We start from the raw sequence: 17,189 nt of genomic DNA on the forward strand, positions 1-17,189 counted from the left end.
TGCATGATAATGGATATTTTATTGTTTGTAACAGAAAATGAGAAGAAAAGAAGTATCATATGCCATTTTTTTCATATTCGGATGTAAGAAGAGAAAAGTTTCTTTGGAAGGAACAGACGTGTTTTATAAGGGATGTCTTAAAAATTTTGTTTTATGAAGAGAGTTCTTTAAAGCAATGAAGACAACTTTTTTGAAAGGTTAAAGGGTGAATATAAGACAGGACTTCAAACAGGTTGCGTGGTTACGACAAAGTGATATCCAAACACTTCTTCGTGTTTTGTCTTTGGAGGGGGAAGAGGCGCGTATTGTAGGGGGAGCAGTGCGTAATCAACTGCTAGGGCAGCCTATTAGTGATATTGATATTGCAACAACTTGTTTGCCGCAACAGGTTATTGCACGTGTAGAAGAAGCAGGATTTAAAGCTATTCCTACAGGGATTGCTTTTGGTACAATAACAGTAGTTGCTCATTCATGTTCTTATGAGGTTACAACGCTTCGCTGCGATATTGAAACAGATGGTCGTCATGCAAAAGTGGCATTTGGTCGAGATTGGAAAAAAGATGCTGAACGACGGGATTTTACGATAAATGCGCTTTATTGTGATGCTGCTGGCAATCTTTATGATGATGTGGGAGGTTTGAGTGATATTGCTAGCCGAACAGTTCGTTTTATTGGGGTTGCAGAAGATCGTATTTGCGAAGATTATTTGCGTATTTTACGTTTTTTTCGCTTTTTTGCGTGGTATGGAGCAGGGCGACCTGATGTGCAAGGATTGAAGGCATGTGTTAGTTTAAAACACGGTTTAAAAAAACTTTCTTCTGAACGTATTTGGGCAGAAATGAAAAAGCTTCTTGCGGCGTTTGATCCAACGCGTGCTCTTTTATGGATGCGACAAAGTAGAATTTTGGCACTCATTTTTCCTGAAACAGAACGATGGGGTATTGATGCAATTCACGCATTGGTGAAGACAGAACAGGCTCTTGGTTGGAAAGTTGATCCATTGTTACGGCTAGAAAGCCTTCTTCCTCCTGACTCCATACGTCTTCATGAAATGGCACAGCGCTTGCATTTTTCCCATAAAGAAACAACGCGATTAAAAGAATGGGCAGAGTTAGAAATAATAAACCAAAACTGTTCTGGTCATTTTGTGCAAAAACTGATTTATTTTCATGGACGACAGCCAGTTTTAGATCAATTATCGTTGTCTGTCGCTGCATCACATCTCAATAATCTGGAAAAAAGTGATGCTTTGCAAAAAGCAGAGGGTTATGTCAAGCTTCATCAGCTTGCCCAAAAATGGCAGATTCCAACTTTTCCTATTAATGGTAACGATTTAATAAAGAAAGGTTTTGCTAAAGGTGTGCTTTTAGGAAAAAAGCTTAAAGAGTTAGAAATGATATGGGTTGAAAGCGGATTTTTAATGGATCGTCATGCATTATTAGAAAAAATTGATTTATAATATTTCTGTTTATATTTTTTAAGTCAACATATTAATTTATAATAATAATTCATTATCCTTCATGTGAAACAAAAGCTCCAAATATTGTAGGGTTATTTCAAACCTGTTCATATTATATCAATCAAAATTATTGTCTTACACGGTTACAAGTGGGGGAAACTGTGTGAGGAAAAATGATTACAGAGAGGAAAAATGTTTCTTATGAACCATCTCAAAAATAACGATTCTCGAAAGTGAGAACGGATAAAGAGAATAATGATAGCGGTTTGCACCTTGTATGAGCATAAAGAGGGGGAAGTCCAATGGATTTTTACTATAAGGAGTATTTAATCATTTATAGGTGGTGATATGAAATGGATGTGATGGGCACTAAGAAATGTTTATTTTATCAGTACTTGATTGTTGGAAAATGATAGGCGTTATACGCTCTAACTGTTCTTTATATGTTGTATATTGTTTTTCGTGATAATTTATGGGTTTTTATAGGCATTCTGTAAGTTATTCTAAAAGTATTATTGAACTTTATGCGCTTTTAATGACTCATTATATTCTATAAAAAAGATTTTTTAATTAGTTTGAAACCATATTTCATGTGTTTTTATAGATTACAGTTTTTTTCATGATAACCAATTTGGCGTAATGCTTCTCCTGTTGTTATGGCTACGCACATGGCGAGATTTAGAGAGCGTGCCTGTGGTTGCATGGGAATTTTCAATGTGTAATCGGCCGCTTCATGAACATAATCGGGAACGCCAGCTGTTTCACGACCAAAAAGTAAAACATCATTTTTTTGATAGCATATCTGCGTATAGCATGTTTTTGCTTTTGTACTTAAAAGCACCAGACGGCGGTTAAAGTGTTTCATGGAGCTTATAAAATGTTGCCAATCAATGTGTCGTTCTAAGGAAGCATATTCGAGATAATCTAATCCTGCGCGTTTGAGATTACGATCCGACAGATTAAAGCCTGCGGGTTCAATAATGTGCACATGTAAACCAAAACAAGCGCTAAGACGTAAAATCGTTCCAGTATTACCAGCAATATCAGGTTGGAAAAGAGCTATATGAAGTGTCATGTTCTCTGTAATATGATTTTTCTTCCGACTTTGTAAAGAAGCGTCACAATTTATTCGAAAAATATGCTTTGAGAAATACATTTTTTTACGTTTAATTTTTATTCACTTTAAATTTCAGGGAAAAAGTTATGTACACAGGTTTGTTTGGGATAAGAGAGAATCTCCCTATTAGGGACTTTCTTTTATTAAGCGATACATGAAATGGATTGGCTCATTATGTTGAAAAATGGGATATTTAATGAGGCTGGACCATCCATTTTAATTAAAATCAACAAAACATGCTTTTTATGCAAAAGCAGAAGCGGAAAAATATTCATTCAACCAGTTGGAATTGAGGGAGGGATAGATGCTGTAAATGTGTTAAAGAAATAACCGATAAGCTCAACTTATTTACTGAGATCTGGTCATAACAAGATTATCTTTCTTTAGGAGTGTTTGTTTGCACGCTATCTCCATTTTTCACAGGCGGGGGAGTAATTTTGATTGATTAATATGAATAGGTTTGAAATGAAAGAAACTTACGGTGTTTCAGGATTTCATTCACTCTGTAAAACGATGAATTATCATTATAAAACAGTTTTTTGTATAAACCATACAAATGGCAGGGGTTTTTTCCGGGGATGTTTTTATGGTTGAGGCAACTGAGTGATCAAGCATTGTACAATGGGAGAGGGTATGGTAAAAGAATGTTTTAGCAAATAGTCTCTTTAAGTTAAGTCCATGGGTGAGCAAACGAGGCGGGATTTTCTGTTTTTGGTAACAGCTGTTGCAGGAGCAGTTGGAATGGGGGCGGTTGCGTGGCCTTTTATCCGTCAGTTGCGTCCAGATGAAGCTGTTTTGGCATCTTCCTCTGTTGATGTTGATCTTTCTGGTATTGAAGAGGGGATGTCGGTGACGGTAAAGTGGCGAGGACAGCCTGTTGTTATTCGAAATCGTACGAAAAAAGAAATTGCTAATGCGTGCGCTACTGAATTGAGTCTTCTCAAAGATCGTCAAGCGCGCAATCCTAATCTTGAAGGTGAAAAAGAAGCAACAGATTTTGCGCGTTCAGCAGGTAAAGGACGTGAAAATTGGCTTGTTGTTATTAATCTTTGTACGCATCTAGGCTGTGTAACACTTGGGCAATCGGGTAAATTTGGAGGATGGTTGTGTCCCTGTCATGGATCTGTCTATGATACCGCTGGAAGAGTGCGGTCAGGTCCAGCTAACTATAATTTGGCTATTCCACCTTACCAATTTCTTTCTGATACTTTGCTCAGAATAGGATAAGGTCATGACAAGGTTTTCTCCTTATTATCCTAAAAATTCTCTTGCCCGTTGGCTTGATAAGCGTTTTCCTCTTCCTCGTTTTTTTTATAATAAATTTGTGATTTTTCCTGTTCCGCGTAATCTTAATTACTTTTACACATTTGGCGGTATTTTGACCATTATGCTTTTATCACAGCTCTTGACTGGTATTGTCTTGGCTATGCATTATGTTCCAGATATTCATTTGGCTTTTGAAACTAGTGAACGATTTCGGCGTGAAGGGCAGTTTGGTTGGCTTTTTCGTCCATGGCATTCTGTAGGCTCTTCGTTTTTTTTTATTGCTGTTTATATCCATTTGGCACGTGGACTTTATTATGGTTCTTATAAAAATATGCGAGAAATGGTGTGGGTTACAGGTATTTTTATTTATATCATCATGATGGCAATAGCATTTTTTGGTTATGTGCTTGTTTGGGGGATGATGTCTATTTCAGCGGCTTCAGTGATTGCAGGGCTTTTAAAAACGATACCTTTGGTGGGGACATGGTTGCATGAGACACTTCTGGGTGGTTATGGCGTAGGACAACCAACGTTGAATCGTTTTTATGTTTTCCATTATGTTTTATCATTTGTTTTGCTTCTTTTTGTGGGGCTGCATATTTGGGCAATCCATTGTGTTGGGCAAGGCAATCCAACGGGTCTTGCTATACAATCAGATAAGGAAACGGTTCCATTTTCACCTTATGCGCTTATCAAAGATATTTTTGCTATTACTGTTTTTCTGATCTTCTTTGCCTGGTTTTTGTTTTATATGCCTGATTATATGGGGCAGGCTGAAAATTATAGTGTGGCAGACCCTTTAAAGGCACCTCTTCGTGTGGTTCCAGAATGGTATTTTTTGCCTTTTTATGCGATGCTTCGTGCTATAACTTTTGATATTGGTATTTTCTCTTCAACTTTTGTGGGCTTTGTTTTATTCGTAAGTTCGATTTGCATTTTAATTTTTGTGCCATGGTTAGACCGCTCTAAAATATGTTCAGCAAGATATCGACCTGTTTATAAAATTTTCTTTTGGGCGTTGGTTATTGATATCGTTTTCCTTGGCTGGTTGGGGTCAAGAGAAATAAATGACAAAATTCTTTTATGGACGCAATTGGCTACGGTTTATTATTTTATATTTTTTTTGGTTATTTTGCCGACTTTGCCAGCGTTTGAAAAAAATTGTTCTCTTCCTTCTTCAATTATGCAAGATTTAAAACAGAAAAAAAAGAGACTATGGTAAATGTTTTTGTCGGACTGATTGTTATCATTGCTATGAGCTTTTCTGCTCAGAGTTTAGCGAGTGATACCTCTGATCAGAAGGAGGAATTTATTTCTTTTCCTTTACGGATTCCTAAAAAACAAGAATGGAGTTTTTCAGGACCATTTGGTCTTTATGATAAGGCGCAATTGAGGCGTGGATTAAAGGTTTATAGACAAGTTTGTTCCAGCTGCCATGGGCTAAAATATGTGGCTTTTCGCAATTTAAAAGCTCTTGGATATGATCAAGAACAGATTAAAGCTTTGGCGGGGCAATATGAAGTGCGTGATGGTCCTAATCGAGAAGGAAAATTTTTTAAACGTGCTGGGGTTGCAACGGATTATTTTCCTTCTCCCTTTGCACATGAAGAAGAAGCAAGATTTATTTTGAATAGTGCTTATCCTCCAGATTTGTCATTGATGGCACGTGCACGTGGTGTATCTTTGCCGTTTCCTGCTTTAATTACTGATGTATTGACTCATTATGATACAGCTGGTCCAGATTATATTACAGCTCTTTTAACAGGATATCAGAAGGCACCGAAGGAGATAAAAATTGCGGATGGTTATTGGTATAATCCTTATTTTATTGCTGGTAATTCTTTAACTATGGCTCCTCCTTTGAGTGATGGTATGGTGGCTTATGAAGATGGAACCCCAGAAATCATTGAACATTATGCGCGCGATGTTTCTGCTTTTTTGATGTGGGCTGCCGATCCTCATATGGAAATTCGTAAAAAAACCGGTTTTCGTGTTATTTTATTTTTAATCATTTTTGCAGGGCTTGTTTATATTTTAAAAAATCGTATTTGGTGTGGTTTAGAAGAAGAGTTAGAGAAAGAAACAAAAGACGAAATAAAGATAAAATGGTAAAGCGACAAGGTTTGAAAGAGTATAGAGTATAAAGAGCATAAGGAACAAATCTGTTTATGATGCATTGAGGTTTTATAAAGTAAAAGCAAAGTAAAAACGGAGATGTTAAAATGAAAAAAATTGTATGTACTACTCTTATGTCAGTTTTGATGGTTTCTAGTACTTACGCTCAGTCTTTTGAAGTGCCTTCAAAACCTGAAATGATCTCTTCGACGGGTATTGTACAGGTGGGGCTAGATAAGTCTGTGCGTTATGTGACACCTTTAGCAACCGATTTTGTTGCTTCCAGCCTTATAGGCGCCAATGTCTATAATATAGAAGATGAAAATATTGGTGAAGTAAAAGATATTATTTTACGTGAAAATAATATTGCAGGGTTTGTTGTTGCTGTTGGTGGTTTTCTTGGCATAGGCGAGAGTTATGTGGTCGTTTCTCCAGAAACAATCCAGATGACAAATGATTATGGTAAATGGAAACTCATTACAAATGCGACAAAGGATTCTTTAAAGGACGCTCCAACATTTAAATACGAAGGGCGTTGGACACGCTAATTTTATATTTCCATTGTTTAATGGATAAAACTGTTGCTACCATAATAATATGCTAGCAACAGTTTTTTTGTTCAAAAAACTCTTAGGAGCTTTTGCGACAAGGTTCCAAGGATCTATTACAAAGTTTTCAAGATAAACTATTAAGAGAGTGAAGATTTAAGTATTATGTTTAAAAAACATGACATCGCCGTCTTGCACAATGTATTCTTTTCCTTCATCACGGGTTTTTCCTGCTTCTTTTGCACCGCTTTCTCCACCCAGAGCAATATAGTCATTGTAGCTGATGGTTTGGGCACGAATGAAACCGCGCTCAAAATCTGAGTGAATAACGCCAGCTGCTTGGGGAGCTTTTGTACCACGCGTAATTGTCCATGCTCGTGTTTCCTTAGGTCCACAGGTGAAGTAAGTAATGAGATCAAGTAAATTGTAACCAGTGCGGATAAGGCGATTTAAACTTGGTTCAAAGAGTCCTAGAGCATTGAGATATTCTGATGCTTCAGCATCACTCAGTTGTGTGATTTCCGCTTCGATAGAGGCAGAAATGATAATGCTTTGCGCATTTTGCTCTGTTGCCATTTTTTCAACTTTTTGGGTAAAGCTATTTCCATGAGCGGCGTCATTTTCGCTTACGTTACAAACATAAAGTACAGGCTTGGAGGTTAAAAGATTCAAACTCTTAAGAATGTGGTGTTCATCGGAAGAGATATCTTTGGGTAATAACCGGACAGGGTTTCCTTGTTGCAGTATGTTTAATGCTTTTTCCATAATGGGTAAAATTGTCAGAGCTTCTTTGTCTTTTCCGGTTGCTCGTTTACGGATTTGTATAATTCGTCTCTCAAGACTTTCAAGATCCGCAAGCATGAGTTCGGTTTCAACAGTCGTTGCATCATAAATGGGATCAATACGTCCTTCTACATGTGTAATATCTTCATTTTGAAAACAGCGTAAAACGTGGACAATGGCATCAACTTCGCGAATATTGGCTAAAAATTTGTTTCCTAAACCTTCGCCTTTTGAAGCTCCTCGTACAAGCCCCGCAATATCGACGAAGTTAATGCGTGTAGGAATCATTTCTTTTGAACCAGCGATTGATGCAATTTTTTCCATTCGTAAATCTGGAACAGCAACTTCACCGGTATTGGGTTCAATGGTACAAAAAGGATAATTGGCAGCCTGTGCAGTGGCTGTTTTTGTTAATGCATTAAAAAGAGTTGATTTCCCAACATTAGGTAATCCGACAATACCGCATTTAAAGCCCATGAGAGTCTTTCTTTTTTTGATTTTATAGTCAAGATAAAGCTTCTTTTTTATAGCATATTTTCAGAAGAGTTATAGTCTTTGTATTGCGATAAGTGAGAAAAAAGTCTAAAGTAACATATAATCCGCTTTTTTTACCTTAGTTCTTCTTATCTTAATGCTCTCCTTAGTCTCAAGGATAAGAAAACTTCAAATTAATGTTAATAGTGTGCTAAGTTTTTCATGGTATGCAAATCTGCATAAATAATTAATCGGAGAAAATAGAAGAGTGTTATCTCGTTGTGCCTTTTTAATTGCAGCACTTTTGGCTTTGGCTGGATGTGCTACACATCAGTCAGATATGTCATCGGTTCCTTTTCAACAAGTTCGATACATTCCACCAGAAATACAGGCTTTTTACGGTCCTGTAACGAATGAGACCTATTCGTTACCTGCTATTGATCTTGCGACAATTGATCCAAAGTTTTGGCGACAAGAAGTAATTTATTATACATCTTATCCACCTGGAACATTGGTTATAGATACGCAAGAGTGTTTTCTTTACCTTATTGGTGAAAATGGAAAAGCTTTACGTTATGGGATTGGGGTCGGTAAGGAAGGTTTAGCATTTGAAGGTGAAGGGGTTGTACAGCGCAAGCGTCGGTGGCCAAATTGGGCTCCTACTGCAGCTATGATGGCTCGAGAACCAGAACGTTATGGTCATCTTGGGAAAGGAATGCCACCAGGACCCGATAATCCATTAGGTGCGCGGGCACTTTATTTGTTCAAAAATGGGAAAGATACACTTTTCCGTATTCATGGCTCACACGAATCGTGGTCAATTGGGCGTGCTATTTCAAGTGGGTGTATTCGTTTGCTTAATCAAGATATTATTGATCTTTATGATCGTGTTCCCGTTGGTTCGCGTGTTGTGGTATTGCAAAACAATAGGAGTATTCCTACAGTTTATAGTCAACAATCAAATAGCTATGACCCGCTACAGTCGACCATTCAGCCAAATGAATTTTTTTAATTTGGGGGAGAATATTGGAGAGAGCCGTTTGAGTATTTTGGTTTGCTGTCCAATCGTCTCTTTCTCTGAAAAAGAATTAAAGCCTTTCTTTTTCAAAAGTGTGTACAAGCTTGTATTCTTATTCTATTTTCTAGCTTCTCACGTTGCCAACAGATTTTGCCTTTGAGAAAGTTTATAAGAGGCATTTTTTTTTCAAGAGTTCTTATCCATATGCTTCACGCGACTGTGACACGCAAGCCGATGGTTTTGATTGTTTTTTATCGTTTGTGAAACTTCATTCATAAAGAGGGATTTGTCATTTTTTATAAGGAGAGCGATATTTTTTGCAATTGCCTCTAAGAGAGGGGATAACCATTCTTGATCAGATTTGGTAAAATTTCCCAGAACATGCTGATGAACAAGTTCTTTGCTTCCAGGATGACCAATTCCTATGCGTATACGACAATAGTCAGTACCACAATGGGCATCAATAGACCTAATACCATTATGCCCATTATTTCCTCCACCAATTTTTATACGAACTTTTCCTGGTGACAGGTCTAACTCATCATAAATGATGATCAAATTCTTCAAATCTAACTTATAAAATCGCAAAGCTTCACCGATAGCTTGACCAGAGAGATTCATGAAAGTTTGTGGTTTTATAAGAAAAATTTTCTCATTATTTATGAAACCATTGGAGATTTCTGCTTGAAACTTCTTTGACCATGGAGAAAAAGAGAAGGACTGATAAATGGCATCAACAGTCATAAAACCGACATTATGGCGGTTATTTTGATATTGTAAACCAGGATTGCCAAGACCAGCAATAAGCCACATGTGTATCTTCAGTCAAAGTAAGAGTAGAGGTAATGTCTCATAAATTAAGGCGGAAAAAATTCCCGCCTTTTGAGCTTTATGAAGTTTGCGTGTCTTCATCATCATTTTCTTGTTCAGAAGTTTCATCGCTGACATCCATGCCAGCAGGAGCTGCAATGGTTGCAATGGTAAAGTCTCGATCTTGGATGATGGCAGTCACATCTTTTGGCAGTTGCACTGCTGAAATGTGAATAGAATCACCAATAGAGTAGCTGGAGAGATCAATTTCAATAGCTTCAGGAATAGCACTTGCTGGAGCAGTACATTCAATTTCGTGCCTAACAATATTGAGGACACCACCCTTTTTAAGTCCAGGTGCTGTATCTTCATTAAGGAAGTGGACAGGAATATTCACTTCTACAACGGATTTTGCTGAAATGCGTAAGAAATCTACATGGAGGGGAAAGTCACGCACGGGATCTAATTGATAATCCTTTGGCAAAACCATAATTTTTTTCTTGTCAAGAATAATCGTTGCAATGGTGGTACGAAAGCCACCGGCATGAATTTTGTAGAAAATTTCTTTATAGGGAACTGTTATTGCCAAGGGAGGTTGTTTTTCACCATAAATGACAGCAGGAATAAGACCGTTGCGACGAAGTTCACGGGAGGACCCCTTACCAACCCGCTCGCGTTTTTCGGCCTTAAGAGTGTAGCTTTTGCTCATAATTTAAGTCCTTTTTACATGATTGGAGATCCTTCAAAAACAGTAATAGTTTTTGCATGGATATGAAGATATGCGCTAACCAACAGCGATCGCTCCATTCTGCGTTGCCTCCAAGGGTGTCTACGCAGAAGTTTGTTCTATAATTCAAACTATTCATAGATGCAAGAGTTGTGGGAAAAATCGATGATTTCTACCGTTAAAAAGGAGGAAATGTTACAAATTACGGTGTGGATAGAGAATCAACCAATATGCGCTGGCGCTGATATGTTCAAAATCAAACACTGGAGATGTTATGAAGGTTGATATTGCCTTGGGTGAGATGTCAGAGAGTCGTACTTTGCATAAATCGATGCCAGCACTTCTTGATCTGGAAGAATTATTGGCGACACGTCTTCTTGTACAAGGTAATTCCGGTTCAGGGAAATCACATCTTTTACGCCGTCTTTTGGAGCAAAGTGCTAAGTGGGTGCAGCATTGTGTAATTGATCCAGAAGGCGATTTTGTAACTTTGGCAGATAAATTTGGTCATGTTATTGTAGAGGCGCAACGCAGTGAATTAGAATTGACTCGTATTGCCCATCGCATTCGACAACATCGTGTTTCGGTGGTATTTAATCTTGAAGGTTTGGGTACTGAACAACAGATGCGTGCTGTAGGGGTTTTCCTTGGGGCACTGTTTGATGTGGAACGTGATTATTGGTATCCTATGCTTGTCGTTGTCGATGAAGCACAATTGTTTGCTCCAACTGCGGCAGGAGAAGTTTCTGATGAAGCACGTAAGATTTCTCTTAGTGCTATGACCAATCTTATGTGTCGAGGGCGTAAACGTGGTCTTGCTGGTGTTATTGCGACACAACGTTTGGCTAAGCTGGCCAAAAATGTTGCTGCTGAAGCTTCAAACTTTTTAATAGGGCGGACTTTTTTAGATATTGATATGGTGCGCGCTGCTGATCTTTTGGGAATGGAGCGTCGCCAAGCGGAAATGTTTAGAGATCTTGAGCGAGGAAATTTTATCGCTTTAGGCCCCGCTTTATCACGACGACCCGTACCAATCATTATCGGTTCGGTTGAAACTTTGGCACGCTCTTCTAGCCCTAAATTAATGCCACTTCCAACAGAGCGGGATGATGTGCAAGAGCTCGTTTTTACTGCTTCACCAGAGGAAATTTTAACGCCATTTAAACAAACACGAGAGCCGATGATGGAAAAATCAATGCACGAGATGTTAGAGGAGGTAGTGCATAAAAAACAAGAGTTGTTGGAAGAAAAGCCGAGTCTATTTCCTGAACTTTCTGATGCTGAGCGTGACGGCCAAGCAGAACATATTATTCGGGAAATTCTTGAGGATTCTGAGGCTTTTTATCGTTCAACAGCGGTTCTTTATCAAGATTTTTCAGTTCGTTGCCGTATCCATGGTATGTCAAAGGTTCCTTTTAATCTTTCACAATTTCGGCGTAAATTGGCTATTGCTCAGGCTTTTGTTGATGAACAAACGGCTGTCAGTGAACATTGGAAACATATTTTGCAGATATCAGAAAGTTTGGAAGAAGATGTCCAAGGAGTCTTCTTGAATGTAGCACAGGCCGCATTAAGGGGAAAGCCATGCCCATCCGATGCATTTTTAGCACGTCTTTATGGGACTCATTCTTTAAGCCGTGCACGCCGACTTTTAACCTACTTTGAAGAGCGTGGTCTTATTGTTATTCATACACATTTTAGTGGTCAACGTATTGTTGTATTTCCTGATCTTGGTGTTGAAACAGCACCAGGAGACCCCAAGGAACCACTTTAGCCAAATAAGCTGGAAACCGATTGTTCTGCTGCTGTCCTTGCTATTGCTTCTCCAATAAGGTCGGCAATGGGTAAAACACGAATATTATGGGCTTTCTCAATAGCTTGTGTTGGCATAATTGAATCTGTAATAACCAATTCCTTCATCTCTGAATTGGTAATTCGTTCGATTGCATTACCAGAAAGAACACCGTGCGTGATATAAGCCGTGACACTATTGGCACCATGTTTAAGCAGAGCACTTGCTGCATTGCATAAAGTTCCACCTGAATCAACAATATCATCAAGCAAAAGGCAATCTTTTCCCGATACATCTCCAATGATATTCATAACCTCTGATTCACCAGGACGTTCACGACGTTTATCAACAATAGCAAGCAAACTGTTCAAACGCTTTGCGAGCGAGCGTGCGCGGACCACACCACCCACATCAGGTGAAACAACAATAACATTTTCAAGAGAATAATGCACTTTGACATCGCGAGAAATGACAGGAACAGCATAAAGATTATCTGTAGGGATATCAAAAAAACCTTGAATTTGTCCTGCATGAAGGTCCAATGTTAAAACACGATGGGCCCCTGCTTCAGTAATCAGGTTGGCAACAAGTTTTGCAGAAATAGGAGTCCGTGGTCCTGGTTTTCTATCTTGGCGGGCGTAGCCAAAATAGGGTATTACCGCTGTAATACGACGCGCAGAAGAACGACGAAGGGCATCAATCATGATGAGCAACTCCATCAAATGATCATTTGCGGGATAGGATGTAGATTGCAAAACAAAAACATCCTGTCCACGTACATTTTCATGAAGTTCTACGAAAATTTCTTGATCAGCAAAGCGCTTTACAGTTGCTTTGCCTAAGGGGATGTTCAAATAATTTGCAACATCTTCAGCTAGGCGTGGATTAGAATTTCCGCAGAAAAGTTTCATAGTAGAACCTCTGAATCATCATGGTGGGAATGCGACAAGCTTTTTAATTTCTTTTTATTAAATTGCAAGAGAACAATTACAAAAGCCTTACAATTTTATCTATTATTGTTAAAGAAATATGCGGTATGTTTTCTCTTTTTCCAAAAGTTTGTTACTTTTAGAGCAAAGTTTTTTCTCCATGCGGCAAAGAAATATATATTGATTAAGCTTTTTGGTTATTACTTTATAAAAAAATGCTTTCAATATGGAGAATGTTTCATATTTATGATGAATGAAGGGGAGTAATCATAAAGGAGTATCATCTTGCCTTCAATCATTATAACCAAACATTGAAAATGATTCATAGCGAAAGCTATCATATTTTATGGGCTGGTAGATAATTTAGTGAAAAAAGCAAAGTACAACGGCATTTATTGTTATATTTGGGTAAAAAGTTTAGTTTTGCAGTTTTGGTATTGTTCTCAAGTATATAAAGGGACTCATCTTTTGTTTTTCAGCATAATAGCAGAAATTTGCCGTCCGTAATCGGGTTCGTTGCGGTGTATTGCACGGCGATAGGAGAAAAAATGCTTTTCGTCTTTGTAGGTGCAAAGCTCTACACAAGAAACATTGACGCCTGCTTCTGTGAGTTGATTTATAATGAATGCCCATAGATTAAAGCGAAAGTGATTTATTTTGTCTGTTTTTAAAAAATACTTTTGGTATTTACTGTGGCAATCAATAAATTGATCGTAAAATTCACCTGTTACTTCATAGTGGCAAGGACCAATACAAGGTCCAAGAACCGCTATTGTTGATTGTCTTTTGGCTCCTTGTTTTTCCATAACAGCAATTGTTTTCTCGATAATTCCATTTAAGCTTCCGCGCCAGCCAGCATGAGTTGCAGCGATAACACCTGCTTGAGGATCAGCAAATAAAATTGGACCACAATCTGCTGTAAGAATGCCAATTACGAGATCTTTTCTAGTCGTAACGAGAGCATCAGCTTGAGGGGGGGAGCCTATAAAAGCTTGATCAACGATAACGACTTCACAAGAGTGTATTTGATTGACTGTGACTAAATTTTGTGCCTCAACATCAAAATAATGAGCGATCAAAGTACGGTTTTGTGCAATATGTTCAGGATAATCATTTGAGCTTTGGCCAACATTAAGGCTTTGGTAAAGGCTTTTTGAAAGACCACCTTGACGAGTAAAAAAACCATGTTTTAACCCTTGGTGGTGAAAAGCAGAAAGATCTTTTGCAAGGATAGGAATAGGGACAGGATTCATAAAAGTTCCTTATATGGGCAGTTATTTTCAAAGTAAGAATGGTGTATGAGATGCATGTGTCAATAAGTATTATTGCCGGTCATTAAAACCTAGGAGGTAGTGGTATATTTTTATCACAAACATACAAGACTTTAAATAATTTCCCCATTTGATCTGGACTGACTAATCGTTCCATATCTTGGCGGATTTTGTCTTGCAGTGTAGCGCTTTTGCTCGCTCCAAGCTGTTTTGCGCGTTCTAACAGCCCCATTTTTAAAAGAAAATCTCCTTGCTCGAAAATTTCAGCAAAACAACCTTGTTCAAGAGCTATTTTTTTTAAAAAGAAAAAACCAACATGCGATGTTAAATCATGTTCACCAGGAGCATCGAAAATATCACGGAATCTGTGTTTTGACAGCGCTTGCAGTGTATCACCAAATGCAAGATCAGCAGCACCATAATCAATGAGCAAAGCAGAACCTTTTCTTTGTATTAAGCGGTTGCTGATGTGTTGCATAAATTGATGCCGTAAGGGCGCATGTTCAAAAATTGTTCCATCAGGGACATTAGAATCGTAAGATTGTAAGCAAGAAGAAGGAAATTTACGCGGGTCAGCAATAAATGTGAACTCTCCATTTTGATCGATTGTAATGCGGCGTTCTCTCCATTCTCCCTTAATTTTAATATACTGGTTGATGGGGAGTGTATCGAAGAATTCATTGGCTATTAAGAAGAGTGGTTTTAAGGGGATTTGATCAAAACGTTCAATGCTATGGATTTGTTTTGGATAGGAGGCAAGGCGCTTTTTTTGTTCCTCTGCGAGTTTTTTACTTATTTCAAGGAGAAAAACTTCAGCGGCATTAAATGCTGTCGTGGATAATTTTTGAATGGTACGCAAAACATCATCCATGAGAGTTCCACGTCCTGGACCTATTTCAGCTAGAATAAAAGGGTGAGGACAACCATGAGCGTTCCAACTTGCGAGAGTCCAAATCCCAATCATTTCTCCAAATAATTGGCTTATTTCAGGTGCTGTAATGAAATCACCGGTACGTCCAAAAGGTGTTTGTGTTTGATAATAACCAAATTGAGGATCGGTAAGTGCCAACGTCATATATTGGCTAACAGTGATTGGTCCATTAAGGGCAATAATTTCTTTAATTTTTTCTTTTAGATTGTCCATTTTCTGTCGATTTATATTTAAAGGCGTGGAGAAGAAGATAAAAACCTAAAAGAAGCATGGGAAGAGATAAAGCCATGCCATAGGTAAAACCAGTAGAATGGAAAAGAGTTGAAAACCATTCTGGATCTTCTTGAGGTGCACGGTAAACTTCAGAAATGCTGCGTGCTATTGCGTAGCCTATAATAAATGTTCCTGATACAGTACTGGGACGTTTTAATGCGTTGAACCCAAAAATAAGAAGGCACAAGATGATGAAGAGAAGAAATCCTTCCATGAATGCTTCGTAAAGCTGGCTTGGATGGCGCGGTAGATAGTGAGGATCGAGAGGAAAACAAACAGCCCAAGGACGTGTAGTAATATTGCCCCATAACTCTTGGTTGATGAAGTTGCAGATTCGTACAATACCGATACCAATAGGAGCACCTGCAGCAATGATATCAAACATGGCTCGTATGTTAATATGATTTTTACGGGCAAACCAGATCATAGCAATGATAATACCAATAAGTCCGCCATGAAAGGACATTCCCCCATCCCATATGGCAATGATAGCACTTGGATGGTTAAAATAGTAAATGGGATCCCATACAAGAACTTGTCCTAAGCGCCCTCCGACAACAACACTTATGGCAGACCAGATAACAAAATCTCCGATCTTTTCTTTATCCATAGGAGGGTGGTCTCTATACCATAGAGATGTTTTTTTTAATAATTTTTGCGCATACCACCAAGCAAAAAGAATACCCACCACGTAACCAAGTCCATACCAATGAAGTGCTATGGGACCTAGCTGGATAATGACAGGATCAAGAAAAGACGGAAAAGCAATGGCTGGACAAGACAGATTGTTCATGAATTAAGCATCTTAAAATTATACGAGATGAATATGAAGTGACTCTGATAGTCAGAAATGACAGATGAATGCACAATGGTCAAGTCAATAGGGGGGCTAGTCAGAAAGGGGGATAGATTTCCACTGGTTTATCGCGGTAAAAAATATGGTGATAAAAGGAATATTAAAAAATCTTAAACAAAAACGTCATGAAAAATCTGCACAGTATACAAAATATAGGGCAAAAGGAACAAATTACAGTATCTAAATGTTATCAGAATACGCTATAATGCGTGCGTCAATAATTAAAATTTAAGGAAAAATGTTATGCGTAATGGATCAAATCGTATTCTTGATGAATTAGCAAAATTAGCAACAGATGCTGCTGACGTCGCGCAAGGTATACGACGTGAAGCTGGAACAGCTTTTCGTGTGCAGGCTGAAAAGATAGCAAACAAACTTGATCTTGTTTCTCGCGAAGAGTTTGAGACTTTTAAGGAGATGGTGCTAAAAGTCCATGCTGATAATGCTGATTTGAAAAGGCGCCTTGATGATTTAGAAAAAGATGATTAAAAAAAGCAGACACAAAAAAGTAAAATAGTTTCTTAAAAAAGAATCGTCAAAAAAATATCCCCAATTTTTCAATATGATGCATGAAACTAAAAAATGCTTAATCTTGAGTCTGTTAGAGCGGAGCATTTGTTTATTTTTGATTTTTTTTTGGGTAAAATACATTTTTTTGAATCAGGGGGGCTGGCGCTATGAAATTGTATCAATACACTGAAAAGACTTGATGATTCGTTTTATAACTATCAAGTTGCCCTAAATAGCGCGATTGTGTTCTGGGTGTTTGTGTACTGTCGATGTTTTTGTGTGTATTTGTTTGGTGTAAAGGGTCTGATTG

Annotated in this window: 16 protein-coding genes; 8 read left to right on the forward strand and 8 right to left on the reverse strand. The window is 38.1% G+C overall.

The genetic code is table 11. The annotated features are described in order from the left end of the window. The first annotated feature begins 205 nt into the window (after window positions 1-205). Window positions 206-1,459, forward strand: a complete 1,254-nt coding sequence (locus ACFIJ0_RS01340; RefSeq protein ID WP_375623380.1) for a CCA tRNA nucleotidyltransferase — start codon at window positions 206-208, stop codon at window positions 1,457-1,459. A 598-nt stretch (window positions 1,460-2,057) separates the two neighbouring features. On the opposite strand, the gene ACFIJ0_RS01345 is transcribed toward ACFIJ0_RS01340, so the two are convergent. Next, entirely contained in the window at window positions 2,058-2,534 is a 477-nt protein-coding gene (locus tag ACFIJ0_RS01345; RefSeq protein WP_375623382.1) for a tRNA (cytidine(34)-2'-O)-methyltransferase, read from the reverse strand. 720 nt (window positions 2,535-3,254) lie between these two features. On the opposite strand from ACFIJ0_RS01345, the gene petA reads away from it, so the two are divergent. The 4 genes from petA (at window position 3,255) to ACFIJ0_RS01365 (ending at window position 6,505) form a co-directional block, all read left to right on the forward strand. Continuing rightward, a complete protein-coding gene (petA, locus tag ACFIJ0_RS01350) occupies window positions 3,255-3,803 on the forward strand; it encodes a ubiquinol-cytochrome c reductase iron-sulfur subunit (protein WP_375623384.1) in 549 nt (182 codons plus the stop codon). A 4-nt stretch (window positions 3,804-3,807) separates the two neighbouring features. Next, window positions 3,808-5,064, forward strand: a complete 1,257-nt coding sequence (locus ACFIJ0_RS01355) for a cytochrome bc complex cytochrome b subunit (protein ID WP_375623386.1) — start codon at window positions 3,808-3,810, stop codon at window positions 5,062-5,064. Beyond that, on the forward strand, window positions 5,058-5,954 hold the full coding sequence (locus ACFIJ0_RS01360) for a cytochrome c1 (protein ID WP_375623388.1): 897 nt from the start codon (window positions 5,058-5,060) through the stop codon (window positions 5,952-5,954). Before ACFIJ0_RS01355 ends, ACFIJ0_RS01360 begins: the two co-directional genes overlap by 7 nt. A gap of 110 nt (window positions 5,955-6,064) precedes the next feature. Further along, window positions 6,065-6,505: a PRC-barrel domain-containing protein gene (locus ACFIJ0_RS01365; RefSeq protein ID WP_375623390.1), complete on the forward strand. Its 441-nt coding sequence runs from the start codon at window positions 6,065-6,067 to the stop codon at window positions 6,503-6,505. A 156-nt stretch (window positions 6,506-6,661) separates the two neighbouring features. Here ACFIJ0_RS01365 and ychF read toward each other — a convergent pair whose 3' ends face one another. After that, window positions 6,662-7,765 carry a redox-regulated ATPase YchF gene (ychF, locus tag ACFIJ0_RS01370; protein WP_375623392.1) on the reverse strand — a complete coding sequence of 368 codons (1,104 nt, stop codon included), beginning with the start codon at window positions 7,763-7,765 and terminating at the stop codon, window positions 6,662-6,664. 265 nt (window positions 7,766-8,030) lie between these two features. Here ychF and ACFIJ0_RS01375 point away from each other — a divergent pair, with 265 nt between their 5' ends. Next, window positions 8,031-8,774, forward strand: coding sequence for a L,D-transpeptidase (locus tag ACFIJ0_RS01375; protein ID WP_375623394.1), 744 nt, complete (start codon window positions 8,031-8,033; stop codon window positions 8,772-8,774). Window positions 8,775-8,966: 192 nt separating this feature from the next. Here ACFIJ0_RS01375 and pth read toward each other — a convergent pair whose 3' ends face one another. Further along, window positions 8,967-9,593, reverse strand: coding sequence for an aminoacyl-tRNA hydrolase (pth, locus tag ACFIJ0_RS01380; RefSeq protein WP_375623396.1), 627 nt, complete (start codon window positions 9,591-9,593; stop codon window positions 8,967-8,969). 76 nt (window positions 9,594-9,669) lie between these two features. Further along, on the reverse strand, window positions 9,670-10,299 hold the full coding sequence (locus ACFIJ0_RS01385; RefSeq protein WP_375623398.1) for a 50S ribosomal protein L25/general stress protein Ctc: 630 nt from the start codon (window positions 10,297-10,299) through the stop codon (window positions 9,670-9,672). A gap of 292 nt (window positions 10,300-10,591) precedes the next feature. Between ACFIJ0_RS01385 and ACFIJ0_RS01390 the strand changes: the two genes are divergently transcribed. Next, window positions 10,592-12,091 carry a helicase HerA domain-containing protein gene (locus tag ACFIJ0_RS01390; RefSeq protein ID WP_375644053.1) on the forward strand — a complete coding sequence of 500 codons (1,500 nt, stop codon included), beginning with the start codon at window positions 10,592-10,594 and terminating at the stop codon, window positions 12,089-12,091. On the opposite strand, the gene ACFIJ0_RS01395 is transcribed toward ACFIJ0_RS01390, so the two are convergent. The 4 genes from ACFIJ0_RS01395 to lgt all read right to left on the reverse strand — a co-directional run bounded on the left by ACFIJ0_RS01395 (window position 12,088) and on the right by lgt (window position 16,306). Next, a complete protein-coding gene (locus tag ACFIJ0_RS01395; RefSeq protein WP_012754888.1) occupies window positions 12,088-13,020 on the reverse strand; it encodes a ribose-phosphate pyrophosphokinase in 933 nt (310 codons plus the stop codon). The two genes, ACFIJ0_RS01390 and ACFIJ0_RS01395, sit on opposite strands and share 4 nt — an antisense overlap. A 479-nt stretch (window positions 13,021-13,499) precedes the next feature. Continuing rightward, window positions 13,500-14,291, reverse strand: a complete 792-nt coding sequence (gene pgeF / locus ACFIJ0_RS01400) for a peptidoglycan editing factor PgeF (protein ID WP_375623402.1) — start codon at window positions 14,289-14,291, stop codon at window positions 13,500-13,502. Window positions 14,292-14,373: 82 nt separating this feature from the next. Beyond that, window positions 14,374-15,453 carry a class I SAM-dependent methyltransferase gene (locus ACFIJ0_RS01405; RefSeq protein ID WP_375623404.1) on the reverse strand — a complete coding sequence of 360 codons (1,080 nt, stop codon included), beginning with the start codon at window positions 15,451-15,453 and terminating at the stop codon, window positions 14,374-14,376. Continuing rightward, on the reverse strand, window positions 15,428-16,306 hold the full coding sequence (gene lgt / locus ACFIJ0_RS01410; RefSeq protein WP_375644054.1) for a prolipoprotein diacylglyceryl transferase: 879 nt from the start codon (window positions 16,304-16,306) through the stop codon (window positions 15,428-15,430). Before lgt ends, ACFIJ0_RS01405 begins: the two co-directional genes overlap by 26 nt. Before the next feature lie 306 nt (window positions 16,307-16,612). On the opposite strand from lgt, the gene ACFIJ0_RS01415 reads away from it, so the two are divergent. Beyond that, on the forward strand, window positions 16,613-16,858 hold the full coding sequence (locus ACFIJ0_RS01415; RefSeq protein WP_375623408.1) for an accessory factor UbiK family protein: 246 nt from the start codon (window positions 16,613-16,615) through the stop codon (window positions 16,856-16,858). The last annotated feature ends 331 nt before the right edge of the window (window positions 16,859-17,189 follow it).

Origin of the sequence: Bartonella sp. OC68QHHN, assembly GCF_042193875.1 — a bacterium.
In the GTDB taxonomy this organism is placed as follows: domain Bacteria; phylum Pseudomonadota; class Alphaproteobacteria; order Rhizobiales; family Rhizobiaceae; genus Bartonella; species Bartonella grahamii_A.